The 16,400-nt window shown below is 46.2% G+C and carries 16 protein-coding genes; 3 read left to right on the plus strand and 13 right to left on the minus strand.

From position 1 onward, the window contains the following. Positions 1-25 precede the first annotated feature (25 nt). The 4 genes from OIU26_RS19475 to OIU26_RS19490 form a co-directional block, all read right to left on the minus strand. Positions 26-1,501 carry a sucrose-6-phosphate hydrolase gene (locus OIU26_RS19475; RefSeq protein ID WP_264217731.1) on the minus strand — a complete coding sequence of 492 codons (1,476 nt, stop codon included), beginning with the start codon at positions 1,499-1,501 and terminating at the stop codon, positions 26-28. A 181-nt stretch (positions 1,502-1,682) separates the two neighbouring features. Further along, on the minus strand, positions 1,683-2,705 hold the full coding sequence (locus OIU26_RS19480; protein WP_064962725.1) for a LacI family DNA-binding transcriptional regulator: 1,023 nt from the start codon (positions 2,703-2,705) through the stop codon (positions 1,683-1,685). 165 nt (positions 2,706-2,870) lie between these two features. Continuing rightward, on the minus strand, positions 2,871-3,713 hold the full coding sequence (locus OIU26_RS19485) for an aldo/keto reductase (RefSeq protein WP_264217732.1): 843 nt from the start codon (positions 3,711-3,713) through the stop codon (positions 2,871-2,873). A gap of 31 nt (positions 3,714-3,744) precedes the next feature. Continuing rightward, complete coding sequence (locus tag OIU26_RS19490; protein ID WP_264217733.1) at positions 3,745-4,941, minus strand: MFS transporter; 1,197 nt, start codon at positions 4,939-4,941, stop codon at positions 3,745-3,747. 140 nt (positions 4,942-5,081) lie between these two features. Between OIU26_RS19490 and OIU26_RS19495 the strand changes: the two genes are divergently transcribed. Continuing rightward, positions 5,082-5,447 (plus strand): winged helix-turn-helix transcriptional regulator, encoded by a 366-nt coding sequence (locus tag OIU26_RS19495; RefSeq protein WP_013368959.1) that lies wholly within the window; start codon positions 5,082-5,084, stop codon positions 5,445-5,447. Between the two features lie 80 nt (positions 5,448-5,527). On the opposite strand, the gene adhP is transcribed toward OIU26_RS19495, so the two are convergent. Beyond that, positions 5,528-6,544, minus strand: a complete 1,017-nt coding sequence (gene adhP, locus OIU26_RS19500; RefSeq protein ID WP_013368958.1) for an alcohol dehydrogenase AdhP — start codon at positions 6,542-6,544, stop codon at positions 5,528-5,530. A 241-nt stretch (positions 6,545-6,785) separates the two neighbouring features. On the opposite strand from adhP, the gene OIU26_RS19505 reads away from it, so the two are divergent. Continuing rightward, positions 6,786-7,622 (plus strand): carbonic anhydrase, encoded by an 837-nt coding sequence (locus tag OIU26_RS19505; RefSeq protein WP_013368957.1) that lies wholly within the window; start codon positions 6,786-6,788, stop codon positions 7,620-7,622. A gap of 119 nt (positions 7,623-7,741) precedes the next feature. Here the strand turns inward: OIU26_RS19505 and OIU26_RS19510 are convergent, their stop codons facing one another. Continuing rightward, on the minus strand, positions 7,742-9,028 hold the full coding sequence (locus OIU26_RS19510) for a Gfo/Idh/MocA family protein (protein ID WP_264217734.1): 1,287 nt from the start codon (positions 9,026-9,028) through the stop codon (positions 7,742-7,744). Positions 9,029-9,165: 137 nt separating this feature from the next. On the opposite strand from OIU26_RS19510, the gene OIU26_RS19515 reads away from it, so the two are divergent. Then, positions 9,166-10,002 (plus strand): helix-turn-helix transcriptional regulator, encoded by an 837-nt coding sequence (locus tag OIU26_RS19515; protein WP_013368955.1) that lies wholly within the window; start codon positions 9,166-9,168, stop codon positions 10,000-10,002. Between the two features lie 10 nt (positions 10,003-10,012). Here OIU26_RS19515 and OIU26_RS19520 read toward each other — a convergent pair whose 3' ends face one another. The 7 genes from OIU26_RS19520 to OIU26_RS19550 form a co-directional block, all read right to left on the minus strand. Continuing rightward, entirely contained in the window at positions 10,013-10,843 is an 831-nt protein-coding gene (locus OIU26_RS19520; RefSeq protein WP_264217735.1) for a carbohydrate ABC transporter permease, read from the minus strand. Beyond that, positions 10,833-11,705, minus strand: coding sequence for a carbohydrate ABC transporter permease (locus OIU26_RS19525; protein WP_165083249.1), 873 nt, complete (start codon positions 11,703-11,705; stop codon positions 10,833-10,835). Before OIU26_RS19525 ends, OIU26_RS19520 begins: the two co-directional genes overlap by 11 nt. Positions 11,706-11,743: 38 nt before the next feature. After that, positions 11,744-13,042: an ABC transporter substrate-binding protein gene (locus OIU26_RS19530; protein WP_436449173.1), complete on the minus strand. Its 1,299-nt coding sequence runs from the start codon at positions 13,040-13,042 to the stop codon at positions 11,744-11,746. Between the two features lie 268 nt (positions 13,043-13,310). Next, the gene (locus OIU26_RS19535) at positions 13,311-13,868 is read right to left on the minus strand and encodes a GNAT family N-acetyltransferase (protein WP_014599394.1); all 558 of its coding nucleotides are present in this window, start codon (positions 13,866-13,868) and stop codon (positions 13,311-13,313) included. Between the two features lie 125 nt (positions 13,869-13,993). Further along, positions 13,994-15,022 (minus strand): iron ABC transporter permease, encoded by a 1,029-nt coding sequence (locus tag OIU26_RS19540; RefSeq protein WP_264217737.1) that lies wholly within the window; start codon positions 15,020-15,022, stop codon positions 13,994-13,996. A gap of 274 nt (positions 15,023-15,296) precedes the next feature. Next, positions 15,297-15,746: a hypothetical protein gene (locus OIU26_RS19545; RefSeq protein ID WP_264217738.1), complete on the minus strand. Its 450-nt coding sequence runs from the start codon at positions 15,744-15,746 to the stop codon at positions 15,297-15,299. A 192-nt stretch (positions 15,747-15,938) separates the two neighbouring features. Continuing rightward, positions 15,939-16,301 (minus strand): DUF1304 domain-containing protein, encoded by a 363-nt coding sequence (locus OIU26_RS19550; protein WP_264217793.1) that lies wholly within the window; start codon positions 16,299-16,301, stop codon positions 15,939-15,941. Between the last annotated feature and the right edge of the window lie 99 nt (positions 16,302-16,400).

A 16,400-nucleotide genomic window follows, 5' to 3' on the forward strand; every position in this document is an offset into this window, starting at 1 on the left:
CGATCCACTTGATGAATTAGCCTACTCATGTAAAATTCCATTTTACCGCTTGGAAGAGAGCCTCTCCCTTGTCGGCAAAAAAGCGTATTTCGTCACTCTCTCGGTGCGGAAAAATACGACTGGTGAACACTTCTTCCCCATCATTGACGAAAATCTCAACCGAAGATGTATCTACAAACAGATGAAGTTTGATATGATCTTTATCCCATGCACACTGCCGCACTTCACCATACTCAGCGGCTACAGGCTCACCTGATTGCGAACGGTCCAATACAAGTTTGCGGCTGACGGCGTTATATTTTATCACCGTTTTCTCCGTCTCACTCGCACGGAATTCGATACCAAATGCCTTCGCATCCAAAAGATCTACTTCACAGATCAGCTCATACGCTGTACCTTTAAATCCTTCATAGGTTTTGCTCTCTGAAGACAACGTATCAGCTACCCGATCCTCACTATTTCTACGCAATGTGGTTAGTTCTGGGATTGGCCGCTGCAAGAGTTTCCCCTCATGAAGCGTAAGTTCTCTCGGTAACGTCAGACAATGGGCCCATCCGTTCGGATCTGTCGGGTATTCGATATCCGGCAGCCCCATCCAGGCCACCATAATACGCCGCCCCTGCGGGTCAATCATCGTCTGTGGTGCATAGAAATCAAAGCCTCTATCGAGCTCGTGGAATGCGCCATGCTCCAGTGTTCTTGTCTCTGTATTCAGCAGTTTGCCGATGACGTAGCCCGATTGATAAATGTTGTGGTTTTCGTCCCCTGAAGGCTCCAAGCCCTGTGGAGAAAAGACCAAGACCCCTGCTCCGTTCAGTTCAAAATAATCCGGACATTCCCACATATATCCAAACGATTCCAGCCCGGTGTTCAGTTCCCCCTCGAACTGCCAAGTATGAAGATCGGTTGAACGATAAAGGACAGCGCAGCCTGTTGAATTCGTTCTCTGGGCACCAATCACACAGTAGAAACTATCGCCGTCCTTCCACAGCTTGGGATCTCGAAAATTATCTGTATAGCCTTCTGGTACATGGTCAATAACAGGATGCTCCCACTTGGTAATGCGACCGCTCTCATCCATCACAGCCATGCATTGATAAGGATGTCTAATCCAGTTTTCGTCTCTTGTATTTCCTGTATACATCATGTATAACTTGTCCTCATGCTCTAGCGCGCTGCCGGAATAAGCCCCATGCGAGTCGAAATCGTCCCCAGGTGTGATGCCAATGCCTGCACTATGCCATGTGACCAAATCTTTGGATTTCAAATGATACCAATATTTCATCCCATGATCGGTTCCGAGCGGGAACCACTGATAAAATAAATGGTATTCACCTTGATAATATGAAAATCCATTCGGATCATTGAGTAAACCTGTCGGTGGCTGGATATGAAACGACTGTCGCCACTGACATTGCTCCACCTTTTTCTGCAAGCTCGCTATTTCACCGGGCTCTGCCTGCTCGATCAATCGATACTTTTGTTCTTTTGTCATTTTCATAGGTGTACCTCATTTTTTAAAAACTTAGATTTAGGGAACCGGTTCCAAATTAACGAAAAAATATTATAACGGAACCGGTTCCTATACGATTAAAAAAAATACTCATCCATGGAGTTGCAACCGATTCCAATTGTGCAAGAGTAAAATGGAACCGGTTTCGAAGAAATTATAATCCACTTGTTTAACGTTTGTCAACGCTTTCTCTTTCAATAAGGGAATAATCCATGACTGTCACTTGCTCTACCGTTTTATGTTCTACCAGCCGTACAATATTTTGTGCTGCTACACGTCCAGCCTCCATATACGGATATTGAACAGTTGTTAGCGCAGGGTGAATGACCTCCGTAATATCGTACCCCCCAAAGCCAGTTACCGATAAATCCGACGGAATGGTAATTCCTCTGGAATAAGCCGCGTTGATTACCCCAAGCGCGATATTATCTGTAGCACACACCATTAACGATGGTTTGAATTGGTCCAAAATGGCGGATGCAGCAATCCGTGCATCGGACATTTTAAACCCGGTTTCATAGTATCTGATATCATATCCTGCGGCTCGCATCGCCTCGTCCGTATAACACGCAGCAGGTAATGCATCGCGAACAGCCTGCCTAAAGCCCTCTTTGCGTTGTACACCGACAGCAACATCCCTTTCAGTCACACCGACATAGGCAATTTCACGGTGGCCCTGTGACAGAACATATGCACCGATATCATATCCGGCACGATAATCATCATGGATAAGACTATGGATCTGCTCATGTTGTTGGCCCACCAGCAATACCGGAATACTGATGTCTCGAATCGCGGTCAGATGGTCGTCTGTAATTTGAGCAGCCAGCAGAATGATACCTGAAATTTTTTGCCGTGCGAACTCATAGATCGCTTCGATTTCACGTTTTACATCCTGACTCGTATTAGAGATCAGCATCTGGTAATGCTGGGAACGCAGCTCCTCATCAATCCCCATTAACGTATGAGATGTGGCAAAAGAATCCAGCCGTGGCACGACGGTTCCGATAATGTTGGTTCGTTTTGCCTTTAGACTCTGGGCAAAGGTATTGGGCACATACCCCGTGGCTTTGACCACCTTTTCAATTTTACGCTTTGTATCCAGGCTGACAGATCCGCCGTTCAAAAAGCGGGATACGGTGCTTTTGGATACACCAGCCATTTGGGCTATATCTGCAATCGTCTTATTCATGAGGTCCCCCGGAGATTTTCATTTTCATAAGCGTTCAAAACTTCTCATTTCATATAATTCTATAATACCATATGGCGGGATTGGATTGCTGTAGCCCCAGATTCATCATACAAAAAAGCCGTCCCTTCCATGAAGAAGGAAACGGCGTTTCATGATGAACTGAATTTAAAAATCGAAGTTATCCGGATCAGGACCTACCCGAAGATTGGCATTTAACGCCTGAATTTGATCCATATCCTCACGCGTCAATTCAAAGTCAAAAATATCGGCATTTTCGACGATTCGATGTGCCTTGGTGGACTTGGGAATAGTGACGACTCCTTGCTGTACATCCCAGCGTAAAATCACTTGAGCCACCGATTTACCGTACTTGTTTGCTATGTCTTGCAGTACCGGATGATCGAGCAATTGGCCTTGCATGAGCGGGGACCAGGCTTCCATTTGGATGTTGTTCTTTTGACAGAATTGCAGCAGCTCGGCTTGAGTTAATTGCGGGTGGAATTCCACCTGATTGACCATTGGCTTGATTTCTGCATCCTTCATGAGATCTTCCAAATGATGAATTTGGAAGTTGCTGACTCCAATTGCCTTAATCCGTCCTTCTTTATACAAGGACTCCAAAGCTCTCCATGCTTCTTTGTACTTCCCTTGAACCGGCCAATGAATCAGATATAGATCCAGATAGTCCAGTCCCAACTTGTCTAGGCTTGCTTCATAGGCGGCTCGTGTCTCTTCATAGCCTAAATCTGCATTCCACACTTTGGACGTGACGAACAGATCTTTTCTGGATAGATTATTCTCCGAGAGGGCTTCCTCAATAGCCTGTCCTACACTGTTTTCATTTGCATAGATTGCCGCTGTATCTATACTGCGGTAGCCATGCTTTACAGCAGCCTTTACAGCATTGACGAGCTCTGAACCTTCCTCCACTTTAAATACTCCGATGCCAAACCAAGGCATACGAACTCCGTTGTGCAATGTTGTTGTGCTTTGTAGGTTTTGTGTCATTTTGTAACTTCCTCTCTATTTTTTAAAAGTTTTAGCCTACCAAGGCGGTTGTATCCCTTTTTCCGAGCATACGACTCCAGGCTGTCAGTAGAACCGCAACAAAAACCATTACCCCACCGACCCAAGTCGTATGCATGAGACCCAGTGAATCCGTCACCATTCCTCCCACATATGCTCCAATTGCGATCCCTGCGTTGAAGGCCGCAATATTAACAGCAGAGGCGACATCGACAGCTTTGGGTGCAAAACGTTCGGCTAACATGACTACGTATACCTGTAGACCAGGCACATTCATAAACGCAAGCAATCCCATAAAGAAAATAGTTATCAGGCCTGCCGTTTGAAATGGCACGGTAAACCATAACAGAAACAGGATCACGGCTTGAATGAGAAACATATAAAATAAAGCTGAAAGCGGTCTGCGATTCGCAGCTTTTCCACCGATAACATTCCCGATAGCAATGGCGATTCCATACAATAAGAGAATGAGCGTTACCGTATTTTGTCCAAAACCGGTTATGTCGTGAAGTAATGGAGATAAATAAGTAAACACGACGAATGTGCCTCCGTATCCCAAGGCAGTAATGATAAATGCAAGTAGCAAGCGACCATTCGTAACCAGTTTGACCTGCTCGCTGAAAGGAGTCTTATTTCCTTTTCGAAGCGTAGAAGGCAGCAGAATCAGATTGGCAATGAGGGCCACAACACCGACGACCACAATGGCCATAAATGCAGCCCGCCAACCCCATTGCTGCCCAACGTAGGTGCCCAACGGTACCCCTGTGACGGTGGCAACGGTCAAGCCAGAGAACATAATAGAAATAGCACTCGCCCGCCGATCATCGGGAACAAGGTCAGCCGCGATGGTGGACCCGATGGACATGAACACCCCATGGGAGAACGCCGAGATTACACGTGCAATCAGCAGCAGGGTGATTCCGCTAGAAACCGCTGCAAGGCTGTTGCCTGCTATAAATACAATCATGATCCACAGCAGCAGCGTTTTACGAGGAACACTCGATGTTAATGAGGTCAACACAGGTGCCCCAATGGTAACCCCTAATGCATACAGCGTTACGGTTAGTGCGGACATCGTTACGGATATGTGCAAGTCTTCAGCGATCAGGGGAAGCAGTCCTACACTGATGAACTCAGTTGTCCCAATGGCAAAGGCGCTTACGGCTAAAGCCAGTAATGGCCAGATACTTCGCTTGGATTCTGGCGACATGTTTTTCACTCCTATCTATAGTAATCTTCGACCAGCAGATGTTATTATGAGTTATTCAATCAATTATGAACAGTACGTACTTTTTAGTGATATAGGTACCAAAAAGTACCCTACTGGTGACATACACGGAGGGATCGGCATTGGGAAAGAAAAAATACAATATCTCTGTTGAGGCGACATTAGAGGTAATCGGGGGAAAATGGAAGTGTGTGATTCTGTGTCATTTGACCCATGGAAAAATGCGGACAAGTGAATTAAAGCGAATGATGCCTTCTATAACACAAAAAATGCTGACTCAACAGCTTCGTGAATTAGAGGAAGACGGCATTGTCAATCGAATTAGCTATAATCAGGTTCCACCCAAAGTGGAGTACGAGCTTAGTGAATATGGATGTAGTTTGAAAAGCATTTTGGATTCACTTTGTGCCTGGGGAGAAAGACATATTATTAAAGAATACGGGGATAAATCCGCGGTTTTGGAGGATAATATTCTGAATAAGCTGTAAAGTAAAAAAAAGCGTCTGCAATAGATCAGCAGGCGCTTTCTCTCTCTTAGAATTCCAAGAGTTACGAATTGGACATCATGTTATTTTGTGAAATCAATGACCATACGCCCTTGGATTTTGCCATGCTCCATCTCTTCGAAGATCTCATTGATGTCTTCAAGCGGACGTTTTTGTACAAGAGGTACAACTTTACCTTCTGCAGCGAACTGGAATGCTTCTTTAAGGTCTTCACGAGTACCGACCAAGGAGCCGATTACTTGAATGCCGTCCAGAACCAGACGCGGAATGTCGAGATCCATCTTATCAGTTGGAAGACCTACAGCTACGACACGCGCGCCAGCCTTTACAACGTCAATGGCTTGGTTGAAAGGTGTTTTGGCAACAGCAGTAACTACGGTTGCATCCAGACCAGCACCGTTGGTTAATTCCTTAGCTCGGGCGACTGGATCTTCTTTCATGCTGTTAACAATATAGTCAGCACCAATTTTTTTGGCCAGTTCGAGTTTTTCATCACTGATGTCAAAGGCTACAACTTTAGCATTGAACACATTTTTTGCGTATTGTACAGCCAGGTTACCCAAACCGCCAATACCAAAGATACCGATCCATTGTCCTGGTCTGATATCACTCACTTTAACAGCTTTATAGGTTGTAACCCCTGCGCAAGTTACACTGCTTGCAGCAGCAGGATCAAGATTATCTGGTACTTTGACCGCATAGTCAGCTGTGACAATACATTGTTCTGCCATTGCACCATCTACCGTGTATCCGGCATTTTTAACTTCACGACACAAAGTTTCTCTTCCGGTTAAACAATATTCGCAGTGACCGCAGCTTTCGAACATCCAGGCAATACTTACGCGATCGCCAACTTTAAGGCTGGTTACTCCTTCACCTAATTCAATGACTTTCCCAATACCTTCATGTCCCAGAACTCTGCCTGTGACATCACCGAAATCTGCATTTTTTACGTGTAAATCTGTGTGGCAAACCCCGCAATATTCAACTTGGACTAACGCTTCCCCATGTTTCAGGGAGCGCAAAGGTTTCTCTTCTACACTAACTTTCTTGTCTTTTGTAACAATCGCTGCTTTCATGTAGATCTCTCCTTTGAGTGGATATGGAATTATTTTGTAATGCACACCCCACTATTATAGTTACTTCCCCCAAAGAGGACAAACAAATATTTCACCACTCCATTATTCTCTCTACACCCGGTAATAATAAGCAACCAGTTCTACCTTTTTCCTAAGTCCTTGTACCCTTGCAGGAACTTTGTACAATAATTTACAATGTAAAAAGTTTCACATAATCTATTTGGAAGAAGGATAAAGAAACATGAAAAAACACTGGAGAGGTTGCTTGTTCAGCATATTTTCCATAATCTTGGCATTGTCGGTAACAGGATGTACACCATCCGCCACTTCTAGTACTACTAGCGCAACATCATCATCATCCGCTAACAACGTACATGCAGTTGTTCAGAAAAGCCCGCACTGGTCCTACGAAGGGGATGAAGGACCCGAGCATTGGGGGGAGCTGGAAAAGGATTTTGTCGCTTGTGGTAATGGTCAGGAACAGTCTCCCATCAACATAGAGCATTCCCATCTGGAAGCTTCGCATACGCAGCAACCGCTACAGGTTCATTATTCAACCACTAAAGTATCCATACTAAATAATGGACACACCGTCCAAGTCAATGCAGCTAGTCCCAGCAATGATATTGTCGTGGATGGCACAAAATTCACTCTAAAGCAGTTTCATTTTCATCATCCAAGTGAACACCAAATAGATGGTAAAAATGCTGAAATGGAGCTTCATTTTGTTCATCAAAGCGACACCGGAAGCACAGCCGTCTTAGGCGTTCTTATTCAAAGCGGCAAAGAAAACAAGGCTTTTAATCGCATCTGGTCCAAACTGCCGAAAGATATTTCCCAAGAAGCGGTTCTGGATGAGGATGTAAATCTCGCTGCGCTGCTGCCAAAAGACCTTCACTCCGTTCGCTACAACGGGTCGCTGACTACCCCGCCATGCACAGAACATGTGAATTGGACGGTATTGGAACAGCCTATTGAAATGTCGGCAGACCAAATTAAACAGTTTGCTGCCATTTTTCCCGATAACCATCGTCCTGTACAACAACTGGGAACCCGTGAGCTGAAGGCCGATAAATAATAAAATATAGTGCCCTAAGATGTAAGGTGCATTTATATCTAATACAAACAAGAAGCCTCCTCTGTTCATCTGAATAGAGGGGCTTCTTGTTATTAAAGGTGCTTCCTAGCTTACAATCGTTATAATCGCACCAGTTGCTCCACCTTCACCGGCTGGCCTGTACGCATAGAGCGGTTGGCGGCGATGCCTGTTAAAATGGACCACGCGCCGTCGATATGAGAGGCCGCACGATGAAACCGATCCTCTGCCGGCTTATCGAAAATATCCCGTAGCATGACTGGATCTCCTCCGCCATGTCCCCCCACGCCTTCCTCTACTTCGACCTCGTAAGGTGCTGCAAAGTGAGGATAGATCGTGATGGTTTTCTCTTTTAACGCCCCCTCATCTGCCTTGCTGCCACCGGAATTGACATAGGATTGCTCGGATACCCGAACTTCCATCCGTCCCTTGGTGCCGTTAAATACGATGATAAAGCCCTCCCAAGGCATATAAGCGTTCAGTGAGTAGTTCATTACCGTTTTATTCTGATACTTCACCATGACACTCAGCGTATCCTCGATACTGATATTGTCGCCAAATACGCTTTGGTCCCGCACGTACCCATCCTCATGCTCCGCATCCAGATACATGTTTTTTAGATGTTGGTTACGATCCAAGTGTAAGGCAAATGGGTCATTTTCCGCCGCCTTGCTGCCGTAAGCGCGTTGATAGAACTCCGTCACGCCACGCTGCTCCGCATTTTCCCGGCCGTAAAATTTCAAGTCGCCCATCGCATATACCGTCTCCGGCTTTGAGCCAAGCCAGAAGTTCATCAGATCAAAATGATGCGTCGATTTATGCACCAGCAGACCGCCGCTATTGCGCTTGTCCCGGTGCCAGCGGCGGAAATAATCTGCGCCATGCTGGGTATTCAGCAGCCATTCAAAATTGACGGACAAGATGTCACCCAGCGTCCCGTCCATGATAACCTCACGGATTTTCGTATTATGCGGGGCATAGCGATAGTTAAAGGTGACGCGCAGCTTCCGTCCCGTGCGGTCTATGGCATCCAGAATGTCTTGGCATTTGTCTTCGTCGACCGTCATCGGCTTCTCGGAAATGACATCACAGCCCAACTCCATCGCCCGGATAATATACCGATGATGCACCCGGTCAATGGTGGTGACGATGACGATATCCGGCTTCGTCTCCGCGATCATTCGGTCAAATTCGTGGGCTTTATAGGTTGGAATCGGATGGTGTTCGTATTTCTCCTGCAACAGCCGATTGGCATAATCCATTCTCGTCTGATTGACGTCACAGAACGCGACCAGCTCTGATGTATCTTTGAAAACGGTAACAACTTCACCGTAAAAAAATTCAGCTCTTCCTCCGGTGCCCACAAGCGCATATTTGATTTTAGCCAATTGGTTCACACCCTTTACATGAATTACTTATATTTTATAGTATAAGAAAGAGCAAAATCTTCGCTTTTATTGTGAATTCATCCAAAAAGTATGCATATATTATTCTCATGAATGCTTTCATAAAGGAGAACGCTGCTATGATCGCTACACCCCTTTTTGCCATCGAGCAAGCGCTTCGGATGGTGCCTTTTAGCATGTCTGCCGACCATGTCCATCAAGCGCATGAAATCTATTATCTGCTGGCAGGAGAGCGCTACTACTACATTAATCAGCGTGTATACGCGCTACAAAAGGGGGATCTGATCTGGATTAGCAAACATGATTTTCACCGTACGAGTAACAAGGGGAGCGGCAGCCATGAGCGAATTTTAATCAACTTTGATGAAGCGTTTGTAGCCTCGTCCACGTCTGTTACTCCATCCAGCGATCAGAGCCACCTGCTTTTGCCTGAAAAAAGCTTTTTGCTTCGCCCCTCCGCGGAAGAACAACGCGAGCTGGAGCATCTGTTCCAGCAAATGCTGGATGAATACCATCAAGAGCATGCATACCGACATATGTATCTTCAAAGCCTGTTGCTACAGCTACTGATCCGAATCCGCCGCATACAATCAGCGGCTCCTGACACCATAGCGCCGGAACGCAGCGAGCAGCAGCAACGTGTGTACTCGGTGATTGAGTACCTGCATGCCCACTATGCCGAGAAGCTGTCGTTGGAGCAACTGGCAGGACATTTTTATATTAGCAGCACATATCTGTGCCGCATTTTCAAGCAGACCACAGGCTTTACCCTGGTCGAGTATCTTCAGGATGTACGGGTCCAGCAGGCTCGGGCGTATTTGAAGGAAACGAACTGGAAAGTGACCGCCATTGCTGAAAAAACGGGCTTTGACAGCATCGCTCACTTTGGCCGTGTATTCAAGCATTTCACCGGGCGTACTCCGTTACAGTATCGGAAATCGCACAAAAAGGAGTAGGGAAACGCCCCTACCCCTTGATGCCTGTTAAGGTAATGCCTTCAATAATTTGCTTTTGGGCAATGATGTAGACGATGAGCACCGGGACGACGGAGATGGTGGTACCTGCCATCATCAGTGACCAGTCGGCGGTATATAGTCCTTTGAAATTGTTGAGCAAAAGCGGAACCGTAAATTTCTCCGGTGTATTGAGATAGATCAGCGGATCAAGAAAGCTATTCCAGGCACCCAAAAAGGTGAAAATTCCGATCGCCGCCAATGCTGGACGAATGAGTGGCAGAATGACACTCCAGTAAATGCGAATGTATCCCGCCCCGTCCATGACTGCTGCTTCCTCCAGATCGCGTGGAATACCCATGACGAATTGACGGAGCAAAAAGACCGCGAATGCATTAAACAAGGCTCCAGGTACGATCAGCGACCAATGCGTATCGAGCCAACCGATACGATCCATCACCAAGTATAACGGAATCATCGTTACCTGCTTAGGCACCATCATCGTAGCGAGGAACAAAATAAACAATATATCCGAACCCGGAAAACGGATTTTAGCAAAGGCATACGCTGCCATAGATGCACTAATCAGGGTCGCTGTCACGATAACAAACGTAATGTAAAAGCTGTTCATGTACGCCTGCACGAAGGGCATGGCCTCCAGCGAAGCCGGATAGTTGCTCCATACAAACGGATCGGGAATCCATTGTGGCGGAACGACAAAAATTTGAGAGATATCCTTTAAAGAACTGAGGATGGTCCACAGAAATGGAAAAAACATGATTAAAGAGCCGACAGCGAGCAGCACATGGCGCAGGAACATCCTGCCTCTGCAACTAATCTCCATAGTGCACCCACCTCTTTTGCATTTTAAATTGCAGCAGTGTAAATATGAGAATGATCACGAACAAAATCATTGCCGCTGCCGCACTTTCTCCCATCGTGAAATCTATGAATGCCTGATCGTAAATGTGATATACAAGCGTATAGCTGGCTTTGGCCGGCCCGCCGTTTGTCATGACGAACGCCTGATCGAACACCTGAAAAGAGCTAATAACCATCATGATGGTGACAAAAAAGGTCGTTGGTGACAATAGCGGCAATGTAATATACCTTAGCTGCTGGAACTTGCTGGCCCCGTCAATTTCGGCTGCCTCGTAATAGCTTTTGGAGATGCCCTGGAGTCCTGCCAAAAAAATGACCATGTTGTATCCCAGTCCCAGCCATATGCTAAGTAGAGCTATCGACGGGATCACCCAATGCGTATCGGTAAGCCACATTGGGCCTGTAACCCCAATCGCTCGCAGCAAGTGGTTTAAAATGCCGAATTCGCCGTTCAGTATCCACATCCAGATGACCCCAACCGATACCGAGCTGGTTACGACAGGCATGAAAAAAAACAAACGATAGATTTCCCTGCCCTTTACTTTATTGAGCACGATGGCTACGAGCAGAGCCAACACAATCCCCACGGGGATGACCAGCACCATATAGTAGACCGTATTGATGAGTGCCTTCCAAAAGTCAGGATCAGATAATTGACCTTTAAAATTGTCCAAGCCGACAAACAAAGGTACCCCGAAACCATCCCAATTTACAAAACTTAAGTAAAACGCATACAGCAAGGGCAGCAGCGAAAAACATAACAGACCAAGAAACTGGGGGCCAATGAACAGATAGCCCCACAGCGCTTGATACTTTTTCTGCATCTTGTCACCTTCCTCCCTGGTCACGGCCCATCCCGTGTTTACTTGACCGCCTTGGATATGATCTGATTCAACTTTTCAATGGTTGTCGCAGCATCCTGCTTGCCCAGGAACATCAGGTCAATGGTTTCCGTGATATCGGAGTTCAACCCCGGCACCTGTGCATCATACGCTAATGCAGAACCATAAGCATGCCCTTTATCTCGTCCCTCAGTCAGATAGCCTGAGTGCTCAATCGTCGCCTTTTTCATGATGCTCTCGTCTGCGGCAGCAAGCGTACCCATGGCATTGCCACCTTCAACCAGCCTCTCCTCCTGCCCTTTCACAGAGACGTAGAATGCTGCCAGTTTCATGGCCTCTTGCACATGCGGACTATTTTTGTTTACAGCTACATATGCAACCGGAATGGCAACAGGTTCATTTTTACCGGTGTTAGAGGGCCAGTAGATATAATCAAAGTCAAGGCTTTTATTTTGGCTAAACAAGGGCTCCAGCCATCTTCCCGCCGCCAGCATGCCGACCTGGTTGGACATGAACATGGCATCTGCCCCCTGCCCTTTCGGAAGCGAACCAAGGTATACCGCATTTCCCTTTTTCACCATATCGTGCATGAAAGCGAAGGCTTCCTTACCCTTTTCATTGTGGTCCAGCACATATTTGCCTTGTTCATCAAAGATCCGGCCACCATTCGACCACACCCATGAATACCAGTGAGCCCACCAGTTTTCCGCAATATAGCCCTGCTTTCCAGCGGCCTTCAGCTTGGATGTAACCTCCTCAAAGGCGTCCCAGTTCCACTTGCCCTCATCATAGTATTCCTGCGGTGTCTTCACGCCTGCTTCCTTGAATACTTTTTTGTTGTAGTACATAACCATCGGGTTCGAATCGGGAGTAACCCCATAGATTTCCCCATCACGCTTGGCCGGCCCCCATAATCCTTCCGGAAAATCCTCGGCCTTCACGTCACTTGCGTCACTTTTTAAAAATTCACCCAAAGGCTGCACCTGTTTTGCTCCGATCAAACGCGCAATCGTCGATTCATAGGAATAAAAGACATCCGGTCCGCGACTTCCCTGTAGCTGTGTCAACAGCTTTTGCTCATATTGGTCTCCTGGTACAGGTACCAGCTTAACCTCGATATTCGGATTCTCTTTTTCAAATGCATCCAGTGCCCGCTGATACACCTTCACCTCCGCAGGATTACCCCAAACCTGCATCGTAAGCCGCACTTTTTGCCCAGCTGTGTTCTCTATCTTGGGAGAAGTGCTGCATGCCGCTGCAAGTAAAAACAGAACGCTGAGGAAAAATCCAATCTTTATCCAGCTCATGTAATTGTCCACCTTAACCGCCTCCTGTAGCTTCGCATGGTTGTATATCACCCTTCATTTGAAGCGCTTACAAAACTTTCCCTATCATCATATGTAGAAGGAGAAAGCGCGATATCCCCATTTTCATTTTTATATAATTTTTTTTCTTTTGAGTGGCTCTGACATGACAGCAACCCAGAAGAAAGACATCACGAGGACGTAAAGGTCTGCACAACAAAAAAAGAAGAATGCAGATCACCTGCTTCCTTCTTTTGTATTCCTTCAATTAGGATTCATTTTTCTATGACTTTATTAGCATCTTTTCAAAAGTGTTATAGCCATTCGTTTCGCCCATATAAGTATAGCCGCATTGTTTGTAAAACCCGCTAAGCTTGTCATTGCCCGCAATACAATCTAGACGGATTCGATCCTTGCCTGCAAAACGGATGCCTTGCTCAATCCACTGCATGAGCTCACGGCCCAGTCCCTTCCCACTATTATCTCGATCTACAACCAAACGATGCAGATATACGGAAGTTCCTTCCTCAGAATCTGTCTCCTCTAATCCCCACAATCTACTATCCCAAGCACTGGGCTGCTGCTGCAAAATTACTGCACCTGCCAAGCGATGATCCTCTGACGTTCGGAAAATAACCACTTCTCCGCGTGCAATAGCACCGCCCAGATTGTGATCATCTTCTCCTTTTAGTAATTTGCCCCATTGCGTGGAACCCTTGCTGTGCAGCCATCTAGCCGTCTTTAAAATTAATTCGTGAACCTCAGCCTGATCTTCAGCACTTGCCTGAAAAGCTGTTAATCCTGGTTTGACGGATGGATCGACAATAGTCATTGATGTCATGCTGCACCTCAACCCTCTGATTATTTTATTAATGTATAAAATATAGCATAAAAAAGAGAGTATGATGAGCTGGCAGAGCAGTATGATAACAGTCTAGCTGTCCGGTAAATATTACGTTTGATAATCTAGTACTTCTCAAGCAGAGAGCTTCTTTTCCATTCTCCCCACACCATAAAGACCAAAAAGGGTATGCCAACGCAGGCCAGCACCGGGGTTAAGGGCAACCCAACCGGCTCATGGATTCTAGCGGAAATGACTTTGGCCAGCATCAACAACCCGCCTCCCCAAAGGACGGAGCCTAAAATGAGAAGCCGTGGACGGTTTCCTATCATACAACGCATGAAATAAGGTACAATAAGCCCTATATATCCGACGGTACCACATGCCCACACCGTAGCGGCGGTCAACACCATTGCAAAGGGAATGTACAGTGGTCTAAGCTGCTTGGGGAATGCGAAGACAGATCCTGCAACGAGAAGTGTAACCAAGGCAAGCCAAAACGTGAATGATCCTTCCCTTATTCCCCAGCCTCCCACAGAAATTGCCCACTCTTGCTGATTTTCTCCAAGTAGCACAATAAACCCAGAGATTGAACGAAGGGCTACATCCATAATGAAACCAATCATGAATAAATGAATTCCCGCAGACCGTCCTCGAATGAAACGGATTCTATTTAATTTAAATACAATGAATCCCCCAAATACCGCTCCTGCAATACAAAGGGCCATACTACCAAAGGAATCTATGTTCATTCCAAGTAAAAGGACAACACCTAGCCCCGTCATTGCCCCAGGCATAAGTCCGGTTAAGGTGGGTGATGCAAACCGATTAGCTGTTCGTAATTGTAAGAGAGTTCCTGATACGGCCAGACATCCTCCGAGCAACAACATATCCAAGGCAAATGGCATACGAGTTTGGTATACAACTTCCTTTAATATGGGATCGGGATTGGAAGAAAACAAAACTTCCCATAACTCCGCATAGCTGATAGGGAATGTACCTGTGATTAGAGAAAGGAAGAAACTAAAGATCAAGAAAGCCAATCCTGCAACCAGGGTCAAAACAATTCTTTGTGGACGTGGTGAAACTGCGTTCGGTTCAGTGACGATCGTCCCACCTCCACATTCACTCCTATGTATTTCTTGTTCACTCATCAGTTTTAAAATATCCCCTTTCCTCATTTTCCATAAAATATAAATACTACTATACTTTCATGGCCATATATGGTGAAAAATGTAACCTTTCTAATCATTTCAATCGATGATATCCGTATGAGAAAAGATGGAAAGGTTGTGAATGAGGCGCCAAGCCGTAACCGTATCTTCTCAAGTATGAAAATGATGAAGAAGAATCGCATTAAAAACGAGCTGGCCTCCCTGGCCAGCCCGTTCCAATTTATGGTAAAGAGGGTTACTCCCTCCCCACGATTTAATTCGTCTGTACAGCAGGCACAATTCGGTACATTCCTGCAGTATCGCCAGTCGCGGGACGTGCTTCCTGAATGACCCAGCCTAACGACAGTACCTGCTCCAGCCGATCATACTCAGCCTGCGTCAGTTCGGATGTTACAGCTTCGCTTCCTTCTTCCAGAGACAGCTCAGGCTCACGCCCGAGCGCCACGGCAATCCACGAACGAATGCCACGGATCGTATTGTATTTGATCTGATACCCGTCTGTTACCGCGCTGACAAACACCTCTGGCTCTTTGGCCGCCAGCCCGATGGCAAGCTCCGCATAATCAAACTGTCCATCCGTTGGTAGCTCATTTTGCTGCACCCGACGGATGAGTTCCTCAGGGGACCAGCCTAATGAACGTAAAGATTCCAGCATGAGCGCATCCCACTGGGAAATACGTACTCTTTTCGTTGATTCAGTCATCGTTTTTTACCTCCTATGGGTTATGTGCACCGTACCATCGATCTTAACCTAACGGCCAACCGGGTACGCCACATAATGGCCGGGACTAATTTCTCTCAGTTCGGCGGCATCGTTGCTCTCCTTGTCCCATGCCCATTTTAGTGAACGAAATGTGATCGAATGAGCAAAAAAGACACCCGTTAAGAGTGTCATTTAGAAGACCAGCAAACTGATTAATGCCAGAATGGCAGGCAGGCCTTGCTTTAATAAAATAGACTTATTGGCCGTTAATGCACCATACACCGCAGCCACTACCACGCAAATGACAAAAAATAATTGGATTTGCCGCCCGATCACAGGATCGGAATAGAACAAGCCCCACACCAATCCAGCAGCCAGAAATCCGTTATACAGCCCCTGATTGGCTGCCAGGGATTTGGTCACTCCTGCCAGTTCCTTCGAGGTACCGAACGTACGAATCGCGCGTGGAGTCGTCCACAGAAACATTTCCAACACTAAAATGTACACGTGCTCCAGCGCTACAATTCCAACCAATATTGAACTAAGTAGGCTCAAATCGTTTCCTCTTTTCCACATGAAATTACAATGAGGTCATTATTAGATCGATCCTCAAAAAGTATAGTTCATCTACCAAAAACAGTAAAGAGACCGAAC

Origin of the sequence: Paenibacillus sp. BT-177, from assembly GCF_025846815.2 — a bacterium.
GTDB lineage: Bacteria > Bacillota > Bacilli > Paenibacillales > Paenibacillaceae > Paenibacillus > Paenibacillus polymyxa_C.